The 20634-nt window shown below is 60.7% G+C and carries 19 protein-coding genes; 15 read left to right on the forward strand and 4 right to left on the reverse strand.

Features of this window, described 5'->3' with window-relative positions:
* Positions 1 to 72 precede the first annotated feature (72 nt).
* Positions 73 to 1725 carry an acyl-CoA dehydrogenase family protein gene (locus tag ACQY1L_RS08695; RefSeq protein WP_430240690.1) on the reverse strand — a complete coding sequence of 551 codons (1653 nt, stop codon included), beginning with the start codon at positions 1723 to 1725 and terminating at the stop codon, positions 73 to 75.
* Positions 1726 to 1853: 128 nt separating this feature from the next.
* Here ACQY1L_RS08695 and ACQY1L_RS08700 point away from each other — a divergent pair, with 128 nt between their 5' ends.
* From ACQY1L_RS08700 to dprA, 6 genes are all read left to right on the forward strand, one after another.
* The gene (locus ACQY1L_RS08700) at positions 1854 to 2120 is read left to right on the forward strand and encodes a ribbon-helix-helix domain-containing protein (RefSeq protein ID WP_062580039.1); all 267 of its coding nucleotides are present in this window, start codon (positions 1854 to 1856) and stop codon (positions 2118 to 2120) included.
* Between the two features lie 5 nt (positions 2121 to 2125).
* The gene (locus ACQY1L_RS08705) at positions 2126 to 2440 is read left to right on the forward strand and encodes a type II toxin-antitoxin system RelE/ParE family toxin (RefSeq protein ID WP_062580038.1); all 315 of its coding nucleotides are present in this window, start codon (positions 2126 to 2128) and stop codon (positions 2438 to 2440) included.
* A gap of 74 nt (positions 2441 to 2514) precedes the next feature.
* Positions 2515 to 3453 carry an aspartate carbamoyltransferase catalytic subunit gene (locus ACQY1L_RS08710; protein ID WP_062453206.1) on the forward strand — a complete coding sequence of 313 codons (939 nt, stop codon included), beginning with the start codon at positions 2515 to 2517 and terminating at the stop codon, positions 3451 to 3453.
* Between the two features lie 8 nt (positions 3454 to 3461).
* Positions 3462 to 4754, forward strand: coding sequence for a dihydroorotase (locus tag ACQY1L_RS08715; protein WP_430243869.1), 1293 nt, complete (start codon positions 3462 to 3464; stop codon positions 4752 to 4754).
* An 83-nt stretch (positions 4755 to 4837) separates the two neighbouring features.
* Entirely contained in the window at positions 4838 to 5458 is a 621-nt protein-coding gene (gene plsY, locus ACQY1L_RS08720) for a glycerol-3-phosphate 1-O-acyltransferase PlsY (RefSeq protein ID WP_192086697.1), read from the forward strand.
* An 18-nt stretch (positions 5459 to 5476) separates the two neighbouring features.
* Complete coding sequence (gene dprA / locus ACQY1L_RS08725) at positions 5477 to 6619, forward strand: DNA-processing protein DprA (RefSeq protein WP_430240691.1); 1143 nt, start codon at positions 5477 to 5479, stop codon at positions 6617 to 6619.
* On the opposite strand, the gene ACQY1L_RS08730 is transcribed toward dprA, so the two are convergent.
* A complete protein-coding gene (locus ACQY1L_RS08730) occupies positions 6599 to 6802 on the reverse strand; it encodes a hypothetical protein (RefSeq protein WP_062453210.1) in 204 nt (67 codons plus the stop codon). The two genes, dprA and ACQY1L_RS08730, sit on opposite strands and share 21 nt — an antisense overlap.
* 245 nt (positions 6803 to 7047) lie before the next feature.
* Here ACQY1L_RS08730 and topA point away from each other — a divergent pair, with 245 nt between their 5' ends.
* The 5 genes from topA (at position 7048) to rpmG (ending at position 14123) form a co-directional block, all read left to right on the forward strand.
* Entirely contained in the window at positions 7048 to 9777 is a 2730-nt protein-coding gene (topA, locus tag ACQY1L_RS08735) for a type I DNA topoisomerase (protein WP_430240692.1), read from the forward strand.
* Positions 9774 to 12137, forward strand: a complete 2364-nt coding sequence (gene rnr / locus ACQY1L_RS08740) for a ribonuclease R (protein WP_430240693.1) — start codon at positions 9774 to 9776, stop codon at positions 12135 to 12137. Before topA ends, rnr begins: the two co-directional genes overlap by 4 nt.
* Before the next feature lie 2 nt (positions 12138 to 12139).
* A complete protein-coding gene (locus ACQY1L_RS08745; protein WP_062453212.1) occupies positions 12140 to 12595 on the forward strand; it encodes a DUF983 domain-containing protein in 456 nt (151 codons plus the stop codon).
* Positions 12596 to 12681: 86 nt separating this feature from the next.
* Positions 12682 to 13866, forward strand: coding sequence for an MFS transporter (locus ACQY1L_RS08750; RefSeq protein ID WP_062453213.1), 1185 nt, complete (start codon positions 12682 to 12684; stop codon positions 13864 to 13866).
* Positions 13867 to 13955: 89 nt separating this feature from the next.
* Positions 13956 to 14123, forward strand: coding sequence for a 50S ribosomal protein L33 (rpmG, locus tag ACQY1L_RS08755; RefSeq protein WP_007626161.1), 168 nt, complete (start codon positions 13956 to 13958; stop codon positions 14121 to 14123).
* Positions 14124 to 14879: 756 nt separating this feature from the next.
* Here the strand turns inward: rpmG and ACQY1L_RS08760 are convergent.
* Together ACQY1L_RS08760 and ACQY1L_RS08765 are read right to left on the reverse strand one after the other, a co-directional pair.
* Positions 14880 to 16259, reverse strand: a complete 1380-nt coding sequence (locus tag ACQY1L_RS08760; RefSeq protein WP_430240696.1) for a PleD family two-component system response regulator — start codon at positions 16257 to 16259, stop codon at positions 14880 to 14882.
* A 14-nt stretch (positions 16260 to 16273) separates the two neighbouring features.
* On the reverse strand, positions 16274 to 16645 hold the full coding sequence (locus tag ACQY1L_RS08765; RefSeq protein WP_062453215.1) for a response regulator: 372 nt from the start codon (positions 16643 to 16645) through the stop codon (positions 16274 to 16276).
* 133 nt (positions 16646 to 16778) lie between these two features.
* On the opposite strand from ACQY1L_RS08765, the gene ACQY1L_RS08770 reads away from it, so the two are divergent.
* The 4 genes from ACQY1L_RS08770 to ACQY1L_RS08785 all read left to right on the forward strand — a co-directional run bounded on the left by ACQY1L_RS08770 (position 16779) and on the right by ACQY1L_RS08785 (position 20625).
* Entirely contained in the window at positions 16779 to 17087 is a 309-nt protein-coding gene (locus ACQY1L_RS08770; RefSeq protein ID WP_062453216.1) for a DUF3572 domain-containing protein, read from the forward strand.
* 1 nt (position 17088) lies between these two features.
* The gene (locus ACQY1L_RS08775) at positions 17089 to 17769 is read left to right on the forward strand and encodes a hypothetical protein (protein WP_174195991.1); all 681 of its coding nucleotides are present in this window, start codon (positions 17089 to 17091) and stop codon (positions 17767 to 17769) included.
* Between the two features lie 80 nt (positions 17770 to 17849).
* Positions 17850 to 19142: a DNA polymerase IV gene (locus tag ACQY1L_RS08780; protein ID WP_082476227.1), complete on the forward strand. Its 1293-nt coding sequence runs from the start codon at positions 17850 to 17852 to the stop codon at positions 19140 to 19142.
* A 118-nt stretch (positions 19143 to 19260) separates the two neighbouring features.
* Positions 19261 to 20625 carry a L,D-transpeptidase family protein gene (locus ACQY1L_RS08785; protein WP_430240697.1) on the forward strand — a complete coding sequence of 455 codons (1365 nt, stop codon included), beginning with the start codon at positions 19261 to 19263 and terminating at the stop codon, positions 20623 to 20625.
* Positions 20626 to 20634 lie beyond the last annotated feature (9 nt).

The following is a 20634-nucleotide window of genomic DNA, read 5'->3' on the forward strand; positions in this document are numbered from 1 at the left end:
ACAAGTGGATGCGCTGCAGTGGATGCCCTTGCACCACAGGCAGTCTTCGTCTCTCCTTTCGGCGACTTCTTCCTACGCTGCTGGCGGGTAGAGAAGATCGACGATGTAGCGGGCATCAAAGCGGGCATCGAGCATGCCATAGGTCGAGCGCCAGCCGCCGGCAAGACGGGTTTCGAGGAAGGCATCAGCGATCTTGCCGGCACCGAGGCGCGCAAGCTCTGCGGCACCGGCGGCCAGCGCCAGCTGCTCGATCAGAAGCCTTGCAGCGCCCTCGTCGCGTTCGCACAGCGCCATCGCGGCACGCAGAACTTCCACGGTCTTCTTGCCCGATGCGCCGAGATCCCGCTCGAAACCGGCCAGAACCGTATCGAACAGATCGCGGCCTCGCGACAGCACGCGCAAAACGTCGAGCGCCATGACACTGCCCGAGCCTTCCCAGATCGCATTCACCGGCGCCTCGCGGTAATGCCGGGCAATCGGACGCTCCTCGACATAGCCATTGCCGCCCAGGCATTCCATTGCCTCGGCGATCAGCGATGGCGCGATCTTGCAGTTCCAGTATTTGATGACTGGCGTCATGACGCGGGCATAGGCCGCATCGCCGGGGTTGCCGCGGGCGCGATCAAACGCATCGGCCAGCCGGAATGACAGAGCGGTCGCTGCCGCGACATCGAGCGCCATATCGGCGAGCACGCGCGTCATCAGCGGCTGGTCGATCAGGTTCTTGCCGAACACGGCACGACCGCGGGTATGATGGACCGCTTCGGCCAGCGACGCGCGCATCATGCCGGCAGACGCGACAGCACAATCGAGACGGGTCAGCGTCACCATATCGAGGATGGTGCGGATGCCTCCACCGGACTCACCGAGCAGATAGCCGAAGGCATCGGTAAACTCGACTTCGGACGATGCATTGGAGCGGTTGCCCAGCTTGTCCTTCAGCCGCTGGAAGTTCAAGCCATTGGCCGAACCGTCCTCAAGAAGCCGCGGCACGAGGAAACAGCCGATTCCCTCATTTGTCTTTGCCAGCATGATAAAGCCGTCGCTCATCGGCGCCGACATGAACCACTTGTGGCCGGAAAGGCGGTAGATCCCCTCGCCCACACGCTCGGCGGTCGACCGGTTGGCGCGCACGTCGGTGCCGCCCTGCTTTTCGGTCATGCCCATGCCGACCGTGATGGCGGACTTCTGCATGGCCGGCCGATTGGTCGAATCGTACTTGCGCGACAGAACTTTCGGCGCCCATTCCTTGTGGACGCGTGGGGAAGCCATCATCGCCGCAATCGAAGCGCTCGTCATCGTCAGCGGGCACAGATGGCCGCATTCCAGCTGGGCGGACAGATAAAAGCGGGTGGCGCGAACCTTGTGCTCGTGGGCGCGCTGCTCTGGAATGGTTTCCCAGATCGAGGAATGCAGGCCGCTCTGCATCGAACGGCGCATCAGGGCATGCCAGGCGGGATGGTACTCGACCGTATCCTGCCGCTCGCCGCGCGGACCATAGGTGCGCAGTTTCGGCGGGTTTTCGTTCGCCATCCGCGCCAGTTCCTGCGCTTCCGGAGAGGTCACGTAATTGCCGAGCTGGTCGTATTCGTCGCGGATCGCGCGGTTCAGATCGCCGGTCAGGTCGACCACAAGGGGATCGGAGCGGTAGGCATTGATTCCCGACCAGGGCTTCGGCTGGTTCAGTTCACCAAATTTTTCTTCATCGCGCGACATGTCGTTCATGGGGCGGTTCTAGCGGAAGTTAAAGAGCGAGGGAACGGCAGCACAGAAGGAATTCGATGGTTCTTCACAAAAGCTGACGACCGGCGCATAGTCCATACTGGCACAGAGCGAAGACGAAAGTTGCAATCATGAGTTTGCGAAAATTCAGCGTCACGCTACCGCAAGATCTGGCAGATGCAATCGTGAGCCGTGTCGAAACCGGCCAGTACGCCTCGACCGATGAGGCAATGCAGGCCGCGGTCGATGCACTTCTGCGGGAAGACGCCGAACAGGACGAGCGTCTCGTGGCGATCCGCAACCGCGTCAAAAGATCGCTGGACGATCCGAGACCCAGTATCAGCGGTGCTGAGGCGCGAGCGCACATGGACAGGCTTTACGCATCACAGAAGGGATGACGTCGATGAAGCGTTTGCCGGTTCAATACAGACCGGACGCTCTCGACGATATCGATGCAATCTTTTTCTACATCCTTGAGGCAAGCCAGAGTTTTCAGACCGCTCGACAATTTACCGAACGGCTCATCGCGCGCTGCGATCGAATCGGCAACGCACCTTCGGGCGGCGCGGCTAGGCCAGACCTCGGTCCCGGCATTCGCATGGTCCCGTTTGAGCATCATGCCGTCATCCTCTATCGCGAGGCTGAGACAGCCATCGACATCGTCAATGTCTTCTATCGCGGCCGGGATTACCGGGCGATCATGACGAACAAGCCGTAGATAACCTCCCATCCCGCTTGCGGCCTTTCCCCCCAGACCTTATAGACCGCCGAACGCAAGCGGAGACGCCCCCTATGGTCTTCTTTCCCCACCGCCATCTCCTTGGCATCAAGGGTCTCACCCGGCAGGACATTACGACGCTTCTCGACAAGGCCGACGAGGCCGTGCAGATTTCCCGGCAGCGGGAAAAGAAGACGTCCACGCTTCGGGGCCTCACCCAGATCAATCTCTTTTTCGAAGCCTCGACGCGCACGCAGTCCTCGTTCGAGCTTGCCGGCAAACGGCTTGGCGCCGACGTGATGAACATGTCCGTCAGCAATTCGTCGGTGAAAAAGGGCGAAACGCTGATCGATACGGCGATGACGCTGAATGCCATGCACCCGGACGTGCTGGTTCTCAGGCATTCCTCGGCCGGTGCCGCGGCCCTGCTTGCCCAGAAGGTGACCTGCTCGGTGGTCAATGCTGGCGATGGCCAGCACGAACATCCGACACAGGCGCTGCTCGACGCTTTGACCATCCGCCGCGCCAAGGGCAAGCTGTCGGGCATCATCGTCGCCATCTGCGGCGATGTTTTACATTCGCGCGTCGCCCGCTCCAACATCATCCTCTTGAATGCCATGGGCGCCCGTGTCCGGGTCGTCGCGCCGTCGACGCTACTTCCGTCAGGCATCCGCGACATGAGCGTCGAGGTCTTTCACTCGATGGAAGAAGGTTTGCGGGATGCGGATGTGGTGATGATGCTGCGTCTGCAGCGCGAGCGCATGGCCGGCTCCTTTGTGCCGTCGGTGCGCGAATACTTCCACTTCTACGGTCTCGATGCGGAAAAGCTGAAAGTCGCCAAGGGTGATGCGCTGGTCATGCATCCGGGTCCGATGAACCGCGGCGTCGAGATCGCTTCCGATGTCGCCGACGGTCCGCAGAGCGTCATCGAGCAGCAGGTCGAAATGGGCGTCGCCGTCCGCATGGCGGTCATGGAAACGCTCCTGACCTCCAATCAGGGAGAGCGCGCATGAGCACGACCATGTCTAATGGCACCGTTCTCAGGAACCTGCGCATCATCGATCCCTCGCGCAATCTCGACGAAACCGGCACGATCATCGTCGGCGCCGACGGCCGCATCCTCGCAGCCGGAAAGGATGCCCAGAACCAGGGCACGCCCGACGGCGCCACGGTGCGCGATTGCCAGGGTCTTGTCGCAACGCCCGGGCTTGTCGATGCGCGCGTCTATGTCGGCGAACCGGGTGCTGAACATCGCGAGACGATCTCATCGGCCAGCCGCGCCGCTGCTGCCGGTGGCGTCACCTCGTTCATCATGATGCCGGATACCGATCCTGTTCTCGACGATATTGCGCTCGTTGAATTCGTGCAGAAGACGGCGCGTGACAAGGCGATCGTCAATGTCCACACTGCCGCAGCGCTCACCAAAGGGCTTGCCGGCAAGGAGATGACCGAGTTCGGCCTGCTGCAGCAAGCCGGTGCCGTGGCCTTTACCAATGGCCGTCACGGCCTGTCCGATTCGCTGCTGCTGCGCCGCGCGATGACCTATGCGCGCGAGTTCGATGCGGTCATCTCGCTCGAACTGCGCGAGAAATATCTTGGCAACGGCGTCATGAACGAGGGCTTGTTCGCCTCCTGGCTCGGCCTGTCGGGCGTGCCGAAGGAAGCGGAGATCATTCCGCTTGAACGCGATCTGCGCATCGCCGGCCTCACCCGCGCCAAATACCACGCGGCAAAAATCTCGGTGGCGGAATCGGCCGAAGCCATGCGGGCTGCCCGCGCACGCGGTGCCAACGTCACCTGCGGCGTGTCGATCAACCATCTGTCGCTCAATGAAAACGACATCGGCGAATATCGCAGCTTCTTCAAGCTGTCGCCGCCGCTGCGCTCCGAAGACGATCGAATCGCCATGGTCGAGGCGCTCGCCGACGGCAGCATCGATATCATCGTGTCCTCGCACGATCCGCAGGACGTCGATACCAAGCGCCTTCCGTTTGCCGATGCCGCCGATGGCGCGATTGGGCTCGAAACCATGCTGTCGGCAGCCCTTCGCCTGCATCACGACGGTCGCGTGCCGCTGATGCGGCTGGTCTCTGCAATGTCGACCCGCCCGGCCGAAATCTTCGGTCTGGACGCCGGCACGCTGAAGCCGGGTGCAAAAGCCGATATCACGCTGATCGATCTCGACGAGCCTTGGATCGTCGCCAAGGATATGCTTCTGTCGCGCTCGAAAAACACGCCGTTCGAGGATGCGCGCTTTTCCGGCCGGGCCGTCGCAACCTATGTCGGCGGGAAATGCGTCTATAAACTGGGATAGAGATGGGGCGGGCCAACCCTTCGCGCGCTTGCGCGAATGGGTTGGAACGGGGGCAACCCGACTAGGGGCTTTGGGGCAAACACATGATAACCGACCTTCTTACCTGGCAGATCACGCTGCCGATCGCAGCCGGCGCGCTTGTGCTCGGCTATCTCCTGGGCTCGATCCCGTTCGGCCTGCTTCTCACCCGCGCCGCCGGTCTCGGCGATATCCGCTCGATCGGTTCCGGCAATATCGGGGCGACCAACGTGCTTCGCACCGGAAATAAGAAGCTCGCCGCCGGCACGCTTCTGCTCGATGCCTTGAAGGCGACGGTCGCAGCCCTGATCGGCTGGTACGCCTTCGGGCCGGAAGCGGGGCTGCTTGCGGGATTTGCCGCCTTCATGGGTCACCTCTATCCGGTCTGGCTCGGCTTCAAGGGTGGCAAGGGTGTCGCGACCTATATCGGCACGCTGCTGGGGGTCGCACCGCTCATGGTTCTGGTGTTTGCCGCGGTCTGGCTTTCGGTTGCCAAGCTCAGCAAGTACTCATCGCTGTCCGCCCTGGTTGCAACCCTTGTCATTCCGGTTGTGCTGTGGTTCATACAGGAACCAAAGATTGCTGCCGTCATGGCTCTCATGACGATCATCTCCTTTATCAAGCACAAGACGAATATCGAGCGGTTGATTGCCGGCACCGAAAGCAAGATCGGCCAAAAGGGCTAGTCCCTTAAAGGACCGATCATGCCGGGAAGCGGCGCAAGACGTATCGGAATTGCGCTCACCGAACGGCAGAAGATCGCCTGGCTGCGGTTGATCCGCTCCGACAATGTCGGCCCGGCGACATTCCGGGATCTCATCAATCATTGCGGCTCGGCGGAAAATGCGCTGGCCATGTTGCCGGAGCTGTCAGCGCGCGGCGGATCGACACGGGCAATCCGCATCGCCAGTGCCAGTGAGGCCGAACGCGAGCTGGAGATCGCACGCCGCCAGGGCGCACAGTTCATCGGCATCGGTGAACCCGACTACCCTCCCGCGTTGCGACAGATCGAGGCAGCGCCGCCGCTCGTTGCGGCAAAGGGCGATCTCTCCACCGCCACCCGCCCCTCGGTCGGCATTGTCGGCTCGCGCAACGCCTCAATCGCCGGGGCAAAGTTTGCGGCGGCGATTGCCAGAGATTGCGGCCGCGCCGGTTATGCGATCACGTCGGGACTTGCTCGCGGCATCGATGCGGCTGCGCACCGCGCCAGTCTCGATACCGGCACGATCGCGGTTCTGGCCGGCGGCCTCGACCGTCCCTATCCGCCGGAAAACTTCTCCCTGCTCGATGAGATCACGGCCGGCAGCGGCCTTGCCGTCTCCGAAATGCCATTCGGCTGGGAGCCACGCGCGCGGGATTTTCCCCGTCGCAACCGGCTGATTTCAGGCATTTCGCTCGGGCTGGTTGTCGTTGAAGCCGCTGAGCGGTCAGGCTCGCTGATCACCGCAAGGCTTGCCGCCGATTTCGGACGGCTGGTGTTTGCCGTCCCCGGCTCGCCACTCGATCCGCGCTGCCACGGCACGAACGGACTTCTCAAGCAGGGCGCCATCGTCACGACCGGCGCTTCGGATGTGCTGGACGCGTTGGCGCCGCTGTCCGATCTCGATAGATTTCAAAATACCGTCATCGAAGAGCCCGGCAGAGGCAGCACACTCCTGCCGCCCGATGACGACGACAGGACGCGCATCATTTCGGCGCTCAGTCCGACACCGGTCGATATCGACGATATCATCCGACATACGGGTGTTGCCGCGGCCAGTGTCTATCTTATTCTGCTGGAACTCGATCTTGCCGGTCGGCTGCACCGGCACCCGGGCGGCATGGTCTCACTTGCTATGGAAGACTGATCGCGGTCGTCGCCCGGCCTGCACGTCGCCAGCCTCGACATAGGCCATCTCGATGAGGTAGCACAGCATATCAGCCCCCTCGCTGAGCGCGACCTGCCGCAACTCTGCCAGCATCTGCCGGATGTAGGCGATGTTGCGTGAATTCTCGTCGCCCCGTCCGTCCTTGTCACCGTGAGAGACCATTTCACATCCTGTCAAATAGGGCGCGACACCGCCTAATATAACTATTCGTCACCTTATCAGCGCAGCTTAGAGATGTTTATTTAAGATTGCAACTAATTGCACATCACTCTCAGGTTGCAGTTCGTTGTATCCTACTAATTAACGATGACCTCTTGACCCCGGGACAAACGCCCGCCATGTCGGGAGACCAGATTTCCGCCTGGATCGTTACGAGACCGGGCAAAGCTCTATTGCAGAGAAACAAGATGAATGTAGTCATTGTAGAATCTCCAGCCAAAGCCAAGACCATCAACAAGTATCTTGGCTCGGGTTACAAGGTTCTCGCGTCTTTCGGCCACGTCCGCGACCTTCCTGCCAAGGACGGGTCGGTTTTGCCTGACCAGGACTTCGAGATGCTCTGGGAAGTCGACAGCGCATCCCAGAAGCGGATGAAGGATATTGCCGACGCCGTGAAGGGCTCGGACGCGGTTTATCTCGCGACCGACCCGGATCGCGAGGGTGAAGCGATTTCCTGGCATGTCCTCGACCTCTTGAAGAAGAAGAAGGTAATCGGCGACAAGCTGGTGAAGCGCGTCGTGTTCAACGCCATCACCAAGAAGGCGGTTCTCGATGCGATGGCCAACCCGCGCGATATCGACGTGCCGCTGGTGCACGCCTATCTCGCCCGCCGCGCTCTTGACTACCTCGTGGGCTTCAACCTGTCTCCGGTCCTGTGGCGCAAGCTGCCGGGCGCCCGTTCCGCCGGCCGCGTCCAGTCGGTCGCGCTTCGCCTGGTCTGCGACCGCGAAACCGAGATCGAGCGCTTCGTCTCGGAAGAATACTGGAACATTTCCGCGCTCCTGAAGACACCGCGTGGCGACGAGTTCTTGGCCAAGCTGGTGCAGGCCGACGGCAAGCGTCTGCAGAGCAAATCCATCACTAACGGCGAAGAAGCCGGCCGCCTGAAGACGCTGCTCGATGGTGCCGCCTATAGCGTCGAGACCGTCGAAGCAAAGCCGGTCAAGCGCAATCCCGGCCCGCCGTTCACCACCTCGAGCCTGCAGCAGGCCGCGTCCTCGAACATCGGCTTCGGCGCGTCGCGCACGATGCAGGTCGCGCAAAAGCTCTATGAAGGTATCGATATCGGTGGCGAGACTGTCGGTCTCATTACCTATATGCGTACCGATGGCGTTCAAATGGCACCCGAAGCGATCGACCAGGCGCGCCGTGCCATCGTCGACCAGTTCGGCGAACGTTACATGCCGGAAAAGCCGCGCTTCTACTCCACCAAGGCGAAGAATGCGCAGGAAGCCCACGAAGCGATCCGCCCGACCGATTTCAACCGCACGCCAGACAAGGTTCGCCAGTATCTCGATGCAGATCAGGCGCGGCTTTACGAGCTGATCTGGAAGCGCGGCATTGCCAGCCAGATGGCATCTGCCGAGATGGAACGCACAACCGTGGAGATCTCGGCGACAAACGGCGCCGAGAAGGCTGGCCTTCGGGCCGTCGGTTCGGTCGTGCGCTTCGACGGCTTCCTCGGCGCCTATGTGGACCGCCGCGAAGAGGATGACAAAAGCGAGGACGACGACGAAGACGGTCGTCTGCCCGAGATCAACGCTCGCGAAAAGCTCGACAAGAACAAGGTCAACTCGAGCCAGCATTTCACCGAGCCACCGCCGCGCTATTCGGAAGCATCGCTGATCAAGAAGATGGAAGAACTCGGCATCGGCCGTCCTTCCACCTATGCCGCGACGCTGAAGACGCTGTCCGATCGCGAATACGTGATCATGGACAAGCGCAAGCTGATCCCGCATTCCAAGGGACGGCTGGTGACGGCGTTCCTCGAGAACTTCTTCACGAAATACGTCGAATACGATTTCACGGCAGATCTCGAAGAGAAGCTCGACAGGATCTCGGCTGGCGAACTGGACTGGAAGCAGGTTCTGCGGGAGTTCTGGCAGGACTTCTTCGGCCAGATCGAAGACACCAAGGAACTGCGCGTCACCAATGTGCTGGATGCTTTGAACGAAGCGCTGGCACCGCTGGTCTTTCCGAAGCGGGAAGACGGTTCGGATCCGCGTATCTGCCAGGTCTGCGGCACCGGCAACCTGTCGCTGAAGCTCGGCAAATACGGCGCATTCGTCGGCTGCTCGAACTATCCGGAGTGCAACTTCACCCGTCAGTTGTCGTCCGAAGGCGGCGCGGATGCGGAAGCTTCCGGCCTCAACGAGCCGAAGGAACTTGGGACCGATCCGATGACCGGCGAGCAGCTGACGCTGCGGTCGGGTCGTTTCGGACCCTATATCCAGCGCGGCGACGGCAAGGAAGCCAAGCGTTCCTCGCTGCCCAAGGGCTGGCTGCCTGACGATATCGACCATGAAAAGGCGCTGGCACTGATCAACCTGCCGCGCGACGTGGGCAAGCATCCGGAATCGGGCAAGATGATTTCGGCAGGTCTTGGCCGTTACGGGCCGTTCCTGCTGCATGACGGTGGCTATGCGAACCTGGAAACGATCGAAGACGTGTTCTCGATCGGTCTCAACCGCGCCGTCACCGTGATTGCCGAGAAAAAGGAAAAAGGCCCCGGCGGACGCGGTCGTGGCACACCGGCAGCGCTCAAGGACCTCGGCGCGCATCCGGACGGCGGCGCGATCACCGTGCGCGACGGCAAATACGGGCCTTACGTCAACTGGGCCAAGGTCAATGCCACGCTGCCGAAGGGCATGGACCCGCAGTCTGTGACGATGGAACAGGCGATGGCGCTGATCATCGAAAAGGGCGGCAAGGCATCGTCGGGCAAGGCCAAGGCGAAAGCGCCTGCCAAGAAGGCCACAGCAAAAAAGGCTGCTGCCAAGACAGAGGCGGACGCAACGACCGAGACCGCCACAAAGAAGTCGCCTGCCAAGGCTAAGACCGCAGCCAAGAAGGCACCTGCCAAGAAGGCACCGGCCAAAAAGGCAACCGCATCGAAGGCGAAGAAGACGGACACGTGAGAGAACCGAACGAGCGATCCAACCGCCAGCAGAAACGCGCCGCGAAGGCTGACCGTGGCGACAGCCAGTCGGCGAGCAGACCGGTGATTGTCCAGGGTGCAGTTCCTCCGCGCGATGTGCTGCTCCAGTTCATCGCTGACAATCCGGACAAGGGCTCCAAACGCGAGATTGCCAAGGCTTTCGGGCTGAAAGGCGATACGCGGATCGAGCTCAAGGATCTGCTGCATTCGCTCGAGGAAGACGGTCTTCTCACCAAGAACCGCAAGTCGCTCTCGCGTCCGGGCGCCCTGCCCCCGGTCACCGTGCTCGACATCACCACCCGCGACAAGGATGGCGAACTGATCGGTCGGCCGACGGAATGGCCGGACGATATGGGTGCGGCCCCTGCCGTGCTCATCCGCCAGTCGCATGACAGCCGCGGAAAGGGCAAGGCGCCGGCCGCCGGCCTCAATGACCGCATTCTTGCGAAGATCTTCCCGAACAAGGACCGCTCAGGCCCGGCCTACACAGCCCGCGTCATCAAGGTCATCGACAAGCGCCGCGGCGCCGCCCTCGGCGTCGTCCAGAGATTGGGCGACGGAGAGATGCGGCTTCTGCCGACCGACAGGCGCGGCGAGGAAATGGTGATCGAACCAGAGGACATCGGAGACGCCAAGGACGGCGACCTGGTCGAGTCGGAAGTCGTGCGCAACGGCAGGTTCGGCCTGCCGCGCGCCCGCGTCCTCAACATTGTCGGCTCGGTCGGTTCGGAAAAGGCGATCTCGATGATCGCCATCTATTCGCACGGCATTCCGCACATCTTCCCGAACGAGGTGATGGAAGAAGCGCAAGCTGCAAAGCCGGCCAGCATGTCGAAGCGCGAAGACTGGCGCGACGTGCCGCTCCTGACAATCGATCCCGCCGACGCCAAGGATCACGACGACGCTGTTTATGCCGAGCCGGACACCTCGCCCGACAATCCGGGCGGCGTCATCGTCACCGTCGCGATCGCCGATGTCTCCTGGTATGTCCGCACCGGCAAGCCGCTCGACCGCGAAGCGCAGAAGCGCGGCAATTCCGTCTACTTCCCCGACCGCGTCGTACCGATGCTACCGGAACGCATTTCCAACGATCTCTGCTCGCTGCGCGAGGGCGAAGACCGGCCGGCGCTTGCCGTGCGCATGGTCTTTTCCAAGGAAGGCCGCAAGGCCGGCCATACGTTCCACCGCATCATGATGAAGAGTGCGGCCAAGCTCTCCTACCAGCAGGCTCAGGCCGCCATCAATGGCGAGACCGACGACAAGACCGGTCCGTTGCTGGAGCCTGTCCTGAAGCCGCTGTGGGACGCCTACCGGATCATGACGATCGGCCGCGACCGTCGCCAGCCGCTCGAACTCGATATGCCCGAGCGCAAGATCATGCTGAAGCCGGATGGCACGGTGGATCGTGTGATCGTGCCAGAGAGGCTCGACGCGCATCGGCTCATCGAAGAGATGATGATCCAGGCAAACGTCTGCGCCGCCGAAACGCTCGAGAAGAAGAAGCAGTCGCTGATCTACCGTATCCATGATGGCCCCTCGCTTGCCAAGCAGGAGACGCTGCGCGAGTTCCTGAACACGCTCGGCATTTCGATGGCTCGCGGCGGCCAGATGCGCTCCAACTCGTTCAACGGCATCCTGTCACAGGCACAGGGCACGCCGCACCAGATCATGGTCAACGAGATGGTGCTGCGCTCCCAGAGCCAGGCGGTCTACAGCCCCGACAATATCGGCCATTTTGGCCTCAACCTGATGAAATACGCGCATTTCACCTCGCCCATCCGCCGCTATGCGGATCTGATCGTGCATCGCGCGCTGGTCGGGTCGCTCGGCCTCGGCGAAGGCGGAATCACGCCGGGCGAGGAAGCCCAGCTCGAAGATATCGCGGCAGAGATCTCCACCTTCGAGCGCCGCGCCATGGCCGCCGAACGCGACACGGTAAACCGTCTTGTCGCGCACCACCTCTCGACGAAGATCGGCGAGGAGTTCCAGGGCCGCGTGTCCGGCGTGACCAAGGCAGGCCTGTTCGTGGCCCTGCCGACCTATGGCGCCGATGGTTTCGTGCCGGTGTCAACGATCGGCGACGATTACTATATCTATGACGAGGCGCATCAGGCGCTAACAGGCGAACGTTCCGGTCTCGGCTACCAGATCGGCGATACCGTCGATGTGAAGCTGAGGGCGGCAGTTCCGCTTGCCGGTGCGCTTCAGTTTGAAATGCTGAGCGAAGGCAAGAAGCTGCCGGGCGGCGCCCGCTCGTTCCACAAGTCTGCGCGACGAGACAAATCCGGCGGACGGCCCAAAAAGCCAGGTACGCGCCCCTTCCGTGGCGGCAGGAGATAGCAATGCAGTCAGATGGCGAACAGACGGTCCGCTTCGGCGGGTCGGACCCGGTCGATCGACCTCTTGGCCGCTCCATCAAACGGGGCCTCGCCTGTCGCTGTCCTGCCTGTGGAGAGGGCCGGCTTTTCCGTGCCTTCCTGAAGCCAGTCGATCATTGTTCCGTCTGCGGTGAAGATATCTCCCACCATCGTGCAGACGACCTTCCGGCCTATCTCGTCATCGTCGTGGTTGGTCACGTGCTGATGACCGGCTACATGCTGACCGATATGATCCTGCGTGTCTCTCCTTGGGTCCACCTCGCCATCTGGGCACCGCTTGCGGTGCTTGCCGCCATCGCGACGATCCAGCCCATCAAGGGCGGTGTCATCGGCCTGCAATGGGCAAACCGCATGCATGGGTTCGGCGGCGGCGAGGACGGGACCGATTCGACCAGCGGTCCGAGCAACAGACCGAACTGATCATGGACCACCGTTCGTTACCACCTTCCCGTCCTATTTCATGCGTACGGACGTCCAGTCCGAAGCCGACTTGTAAGGAAGTCTGAATGCCTCAGCCGACGACCGACGAAAACGGCCATGTCGCGGAGATCCACTGGCCATCCCTGATCGCAGCCACCGCCGCCGTCAGCGCCGTGGGAATAGCCATGGGGCTCGGCCTGCCGCTGCTGAGCATCATCCTTGAAAAACGCGGCATCTCATCGACGCTGATCGGGTTGAACGCTGCCATGGCAGGCGTTGCAGCCATGGTTGCCGCCCCGATCACGACGAAATGTGCACATGACTTTGGTGTGGCGCGCAGCATGATGATCGCCGTGGTGATCGCCGCCTTCAGCGCCATCTGTTTCTACTATGCTGACCAATTCTGGATGTGGTTTCCGCTGCGCTTTACCTTCCATGGCGCGACCACGGCCCTGTTCATCCTGTCCGAATTCTGGATCAATGAAGCCGCGCCACCCAGACGACGCGGATTGGTCCTCGGCATATACGCAACGGTGCTGGCGGTCGGGTTTGCGATCGGGCCGATGCTGTTTTCGCTTCTCGGCAGCGATGGCGTGCTCCCGTTCATCGTCGGCGCACTCATCATCATGACGGCCATCATACCGATTTTTCTCGCCCGTCACGAAAGCCCGAAGCTAGACAGCAAGCCCGAGCGGCACTTCTTCCACTATATATTCCTCGTTCCCAGTGCGACGGCAGCCGTCTTCGCCTTTGGTGCCGTCTCGGTCGGCGGACTGTCGCTGTTTCCGATCTATGCGTTGCGCGAACAGATGACCGAATCGCATGCGGCCATCCTCTTGACGGTGATGGGACTGGGCAACATGGCCTTCCAGATCCCGCTGGGGATGATTTCGGACCGCATGCGTGACCGCAGGCCGCTTCTGACCGGCCTCGCCGTACTGGGCGTTCTCGGCTCGCTGACGATCCCCTTCCTGATCGGCAACTGGATGATGACCGCGGTTCTCCTGTTCATGTGGGGCGGCTGTATCTCCGGCCTCTATACCGTTGGCCTCGCGCATCTGGGCGCTCGCCTTCGAGGTGCCGATCTGGTCGCTGCCAATGCCGCCTTCATCTTCTGCTATGCCGTCGGCACGGTTGCAGGACCACAGGGCATCGGCGCTGCCATGGATGTCGCGGGCAATGACGGCTTTGCCTGGGCGCTGGCCGGTTTCTTCGGCTTTTACGTGGTTGTTTCGGGGGCTCGATGGTTTTTACCAACGAAACAAGGTTGACATTCTGACCGCGATTTGTAATTTCGCCCCAGATTTCGCCGTCGACCGTCTGCGTCCGCGGCTCCACTTTTCTTAAAGGCGCTAAGACCATGGCAAAAGCTACGACCATCAAGATCAAGCTGCTGTCGACGGCTGATACCGGTTTCTTCTACGTAACCACGAAGAACAGCCGTACGATGACAGACAAGATGACCAAGACGAAGTACGATCCGGTTGCCCGGAAGCACGTCGAATTCAAGGAAACCAAGATCAAGTAAGATCTGGTCCCTTAAAGGCATGAAAGAAGGCGCAGGCTGATCAGCCGGGCGCCTTTTTCTTTGCCTACTGTTTTCACGCGTGAGTATCCAAACGCAAAAAGCGCCACCGTCATTTCTGACAGCGGCGCTTTGATTGGGGGTCGACCGGCTTGCAATCGCGGCACGAGGAGCCGTTGAAATTGCTTGCCAGTCGACCGACCCCACGACCCAGGAGATGCGGCGGACCTGAGCATCATGGGGTATCTCGACGTAAGCTGAAGGAACCCTTCGCCCCGTTGAAACCAAAATTGCGCAAAATCAATGGAAAATCAACACATACTTAGATCAGTACGAAACTGTTTGGATATGATGGTTAAAATCCACACGCGTCTTTGTAGAAAGACGCTATTCCGGCTCTTCAATTGTTAGGTTTATTCTGAGCCAAAGCGTTTTTAGCTTTATCCACCCTACGGTGTTTGGTGCGAGCTCGAAGATTAGCCCGGCTTCGAGACGGAAGTAAAAGGCGATTATAAATCGTCAGCGAGAAGCAGGACTTTCTCGCTTCTGTGTAGATGCTACCGTATCGTTCGGCAATGCTCAAACAAAGCACCGGTCTTCCATTCCCGTATGCGTTTTATTTGGCTCGAAGCCGCGTACGAATCGTCAAATTTAATTGCGGAAACTGGGGGACGAGCGCTTCTTTATCAAAAAGCCTCGCTGCAAGACGAAAGATATTATATTAGCGTATTTTAATATACGACGATTCTCGTGCAAATTTTAAGCGGCGGCTGCAACGACTCGGTTGCGCCCGCTGTTCTTGGCGTCGTAAAGCGCACGGTCGGCTTGTTTCAACAACTGCTCCGGCGTTTCCGCTCCACTGCGGCTACAGGCAATCCCAAGCGAAGCTGTGATGTTCAGGCTGGCGCCAGTGCTTTTCAGCACGAACGGCGTCTGCTCGATGATGTTGCGCAATCGTTCGGCAATCAAAGCCGCGGCGGCGCTATCCGTATCGGGCATAACCACAACGAATTCCTCGCCACCGAACCGGCAGGCGAGATCAGCACCGCGTACCGTGGACCGGATACGGGCCGCAACTTCCTTCAGCACCTCGTCACCGGCGTCGTGGCCGTGCGTGTCGTTGACCGATTTGAAGCGATCGATGTCGGTGATGCAGACGGACAGCGGCCGCCCACGGGCTGTTGCGCGGGCAAACAGCACCTTCATGTGATTGTCGAGATAACGGCGATTGTGCAGACCGGTCAGGGCATCTGTCACAGCCAGTTCGATCGTATGGCGCACGCTCAACCGCAGGCGGTCGTTGTAACGCTTACGCTTGATCTGCGTCAGGGTCCGGGCCACGAGTTCATTCGGATCGATCGGCCGGATGATGTAGTCGTTGACGCCGAGATCGAGCGCCCGGACGATGACCTGGTCGTCGCCGTGTTCCGTCACCAGCAGCAGCGGCAGGAATCGGGTCCGCTCCAGCGATCGCAGTTGTGAACAGAGCCTCAGCGGATCGTAGTCATCGAAATTCGTATTGACGATCACCAGATCGAACGGGTTTTCAGCCGCTTCGAAAAGGGCTGCCTGCGGATCGGAGATGGCAGTGATATCCGCGACCGGTTTCAGCGCCCTGACGATGCGCTCCTGCGAGCTTCCGCGGCCATCGACCAGTAGGACCTGCGCGACGTCGTCCTGAGCGTCCTGCCCCGCTGCACTCTTCATCATGTCCTGCAGCGTGAGATCCTGCGCGGTGTCTGACCGGATGCGCAGCTCGTCACTTAGTGTCTTCAGCCGCACGAGGCTTTTGACACGGGAAATCAGCTGCAGGTCGTTGACCGGCTTGGTCAGGAAATCGTCGGCACCGGCTTTCAGGCCGCGCACGCGGTCGGAGGGCTGGTCCAGCGCGGTGACCATGACAACAGGGATATGGGATGTCCGCGGATTGGCTTTCAGCCGCTCGCAGACTTCGAACCCGTCAATGCCCGGCATCATGATGTCGAGCAGGATGACATCGACATGGGCCTGTTCACAGATCGCCAGCGCCTTGTAGCCGTCATCGGCAGTCAAGACGTCGAAATATTCCGCAAGCAGGCGTGCCTCGAGCAGCTTCACGTTTGCGGGAACGTCGTCGACTACCAGGATCCGTGCCGTCATGTCATTCTCCGACCTTACGCGTCGCCAAGATACGTCTTGATGGTCTCGATGAACTTCGGCACCGAGATGGGCTTCGAAACATAGGCTTCGCACCCGCCCTGTCGGATTCGTTCCTCGTCGCCCTTCATCGCGAATGCGGTGACGGCGATGACCGGTATGACGTGCAGTTCGTCGTCTTCCTTCAGCCACTTGGTGACTTCCAGACCCGACACTTCGGGCAGCTGGATATCCATCAGGATCAGATCCGGACGGTGACGGCGGGCAAGATCCAACGCCTCCATGCCATTGCGCGTCTGGATCGTCTCGTAGCCGGACGCTTCGATCAAATCGCGGAAGAGCTTCATGTTCAGCTCGTTGTCTTCGACAATCATGACCCGTTTGGGCATGTCGATCCGTTCCTTAAATCGCGCCTTGCAAGCGTGCTTTCAGTCTATAAGCTTTCCGAATACGAGATTCTTTCAGCCGCTGGCCGCACACGTTAAGGGCATTTGGTTGAGAAATAGGTAACTTGAGCAGGCGATGAGGTTCGATCCGTTGAATAACAAGGCACCCGCCGCAGCCCCCGAAGAGACGGCCGGCGCAATCCTCAGCTGGCTTGCGGACGAGCCCGACATGTTTTCAAGGTTTCTGGCGCTGTCCGGTCTCCAGCCCGGTCAGCTGCGTTCTGTGATCGACGATCCGGGCTTTCTCGGCGGAATGATCGATTTCCTGATGAGCCACGAGCCAACGCTGATGGCATTTTGCGAAGCGACGAACACGAGACCGGAAACGGTTGCCGCAGCGTCACACTATTATTCCAAGCCTGCACTCGATTCGGGCGACTACTGAGATGGAGAACTCTTTCGGCGTTGCCCTCGATTTTTCCCACGTCCAACTTGGCGACCGCCCGCTGGTCGTATGCGACGTCGATGACGTCGTTCTGGACTTCGCGGCACCTTTCACCGAGTTCATCAAGGCAGAGGGGCTGGAGCTGCTGCCGCGCTCCTTCCGCCTCACCGGCAATATCGTTTCGGTCGAAACGCAGGTCCCTATCGAGGAAGCGGACGTCAAACGCCTGATCGGCGCGTTCTTCGACCGCCAAGAAGACTGGCAGACGCCCTCTGCGCTTTCGATAGAGACCCTTAAGGCGATCGGTAAGGCTGCAGACGTCATCTTCCTCACTGCCATGCCGCCACGCTATCAGGAACAGCGTCGCCGGCTTCTTGACCGGCTCGACCTCACCTTCCCTCTCGTCGCGACGGAGGAGAAGAAAGGCCCTGTCATGCAGATGATCCATGCCGCGCGCCCTCTTCCCTCGGTCTTTATCGATGACATGGCCCACAACCTGCATTCGGTCCGCGACCACGTCGAGAACTGCCTGCTGATCCACATGATGCCGGACAGTCCTCTGCACCAGCTTGCTCCGAAGCCTGATCAACCGATCGTCCGGGCCACAGACTGGCCGCATGCCGCAGAGATGATCGACGCCTACATCCTGTCCCACATCCCGCATCATCGAACCGCAAAATAGTGGTTGAAGGATGTGCGTTCTACTCTTGAGAGGTTGCAGCTTACGGCCTATTGTCGGAATGTTCAACCTTTGTTCCGCCGATGACAGTCGTACCAAATCACAAGCCCGGCTTCTGTCGAGACTGCTTTGCCGAGCAGAAGGCAGAGGTGCGACGATGTCGCGCCTGCGGCAGTCCACGGCTGGTGTATCACCGCGAACTTCATGACCTGACGCTTGCCCATATCGACTGCGATGCCTTTTACGCCACCATCGAGAAACGCGACGACCCGAGCCTGGCCGACAAGCCGGTGATCATCGGCGGCGGCAAGCGCGGCGTGGTGTCGACCGCCTGCTACATCGCCCGCATCAGCGGCGTCCGGTCGGCAATGCCGATGTTCAAGGCGCTCGAACTCTGCCCGGATGCGGTCGTCATCAAGCCGAACATGGAGAAATACGTCACTGCCGGCCGACAGGTGCGGCAGATGATGATGGATCTGACGCCGCTGGTGCAGCCGATCTCGATCGACGAGGCGTTTCTGGAACTGGCAGGCACCCAGCGTCTGCACCACGATCAGCCCAGCCGCATTCTCGCAAAGCTCGCAAAACGCGTCGAATCCGAGATTGGCATCAGTATTTCCGTCGGGCTCTCCTACTGCAAGTTCCTCGCCAAGGTCGCTTCCGACCTCGAAAAGCCGCGGGGTTTTTCGGTGATCGGTCGCGCAGAAGCCGTGGAGTTTCTGGCCACCCGGCCGGTCACGACGATCTGGGGCGTCGGCCGGGCTTTTGATGCGACGCTGGAGGCGGACGGCATCCGCACCATCGGGCAGCTGCAAGCCATGAACGAGGCCGACCTGATGCGCCGCTACGGCACGATGGGCCAGCGCCTCTATCGTTTGTCGCGCGGTATCGACGACCGAGAGGTGCATCTCAACGACCCGGCGAAAAGCGTGTCGGCCGAGACCACGTTCTTCGACGACATCTCCCGCCACGACGACCTGGTCCCGATCATGCGCCGGCTTTCGGAAAAGGTGTCTAAACGACTGAAGAGCGAGGACCTTGCAGGCCAGACGGTGGTGTTGAAATTGAAGACCGCGGATTTCAAGAGCCGTACCCGCAACAAGCGGCTGGAAGATCCGACCCAGCTTGCCGACCGGATCTTCCGCACCGGTATCTCAATGCTGGAGCGGGAGACGGACGGTACAAAATTTCGCCTGCTCGGGATCGGCGTCACCGATTTGACCGACCCTGCCCGTGCAGATCCGCCCGATCTCGTGGATGTGCAGGCCGGACGCCGGGCTGCGGCGGAAGCGGCCATGGACAAGCTGCGTGAGAAGTTCGGAGCTGCGGCCGTCGAGACCGGCTATACGTTTGGCGACAAGCGCCGCGACCGATAGTTTCAATCAAACGTGATTAAATTTTTCCTGCTAAACGTGACGAGATCAGCGCGGATGCAAACCTTCGTTAAACCTCGCTCGGTAAAATGCGGCTCAAGTTTTGCGTATGAGGTTTAGCATGATGCGTCGCCTGGTTTTGGGGTTCTGTCTGATGTCCGCGACGATGCTGTCGCCTCCAGCGTTTGCAGCGGACAGTGTTCCCCTGCAGATCATTGTTTCCAAGGACAAGCAGTCGCTGACCGTCTACGAGGGCGAGACCGTGGTCGCCAGGTCGCGGATATCGAGCGGCAAGGCCGGGCACGATACGCCGACCGGCATCTTCTCCATCCTTGAGAAGCGGAAATACCACGAGTCGAACATCTATTCGAATGCACCGATGCCGTTCATGCAGCGAATCACCTGGTCAGGTATCGCGCTGCACGAGGGCAACGTTCCGAACTATCCGGCGTCGCACGGCTGCGTGCGCCTGCCGAGCGGTTTTGCGACCAAGCTTTACGGCCTGACCGAGCGCGGTGCGCATGTGATCGTGACGGACGCGGACGTGGTGCCGCAGCGCATCGAGGATGTCGTGCTGTTTTCGCCGCGCAAGCCTTTGCCGCCGGGCACGCTGATGACCGATGTCGATCTTCGGACCGCATCGATCAAGGCCTCGCCGAAGAAGCCGGTGGAAGTGGCGATGAATGTCGCGCCGGCCAATCCGAACCGCGCCACGGATGCTCTTCCGACGCAGCCTGATGATCTCGAGGAACCGCAGACGCACGCTCTGCGCATCCTGATCACGCGGCGTACCGACCGCGAGACGCTGATGGACGCCCAGAAACTGCTGGAAGAAATGGGCTTTGAGACCGGCGGCTCCGACGGTTATGTCGGACCGCTGACCCGCAGCGCCGTTGCCGGCTTCAAGCGCTGGAAAGGCCTGAAGCAGACGGGCCCGATGATAAGCGGCGAGTTCATCGACGCGCTCTACGCCTCTGCCGGCCAGCCGAAGCCACCTGCCGGCCAGATCATGGTGCGACAGAATTTCGAACCCCTGTTTGAGGCCCCTGTCGGCATCAAGGCGCCGGAAGTGGCCCTCGGCACGCATCTCTTCACTGTCGACAAGATCGATCGCTCGATCGAATCAGCCGATTGGCACGCGGTGACGCTGCCGAACGTGCTGTCCGATGCAACGATGAAGCGGCTGGGGATCACCATGGCGGCCGATGCGAAACTGCCGGGTGCCGCGAAAGCCGCACTCGACCGGATCGAGATTTCGCAGGACGTGCGCGACAGGATCGAGACGCTGATGGCGGATGGGACGTCTGTCACGATCAACGACGAATCGCTTGGACCGGAGACAGGCAAGGGCACCGATTTCGTCACGCTGACCAAGTCGTCGAAAAGCGAGATGGTGGCAGTTCAGGATATTGGCTCAACGCCTGCCGCCGAGCCGCGCGCCAAGCGCAGTGTCATCCGTTACCAAGGCGGCGTCGGCCTCTACTGAGGCCAACGC

It is taken from the genome of Neorhizobium sp. DAR64862/K0K3 (assembly GCF_050500185.1).
Lineage (GTDB): Bacteria > Pseudomonadota > Alphaproteobacteria > Rhizobiales > Rhizobiaceae > Neorhizobium > Neorhizobium soli.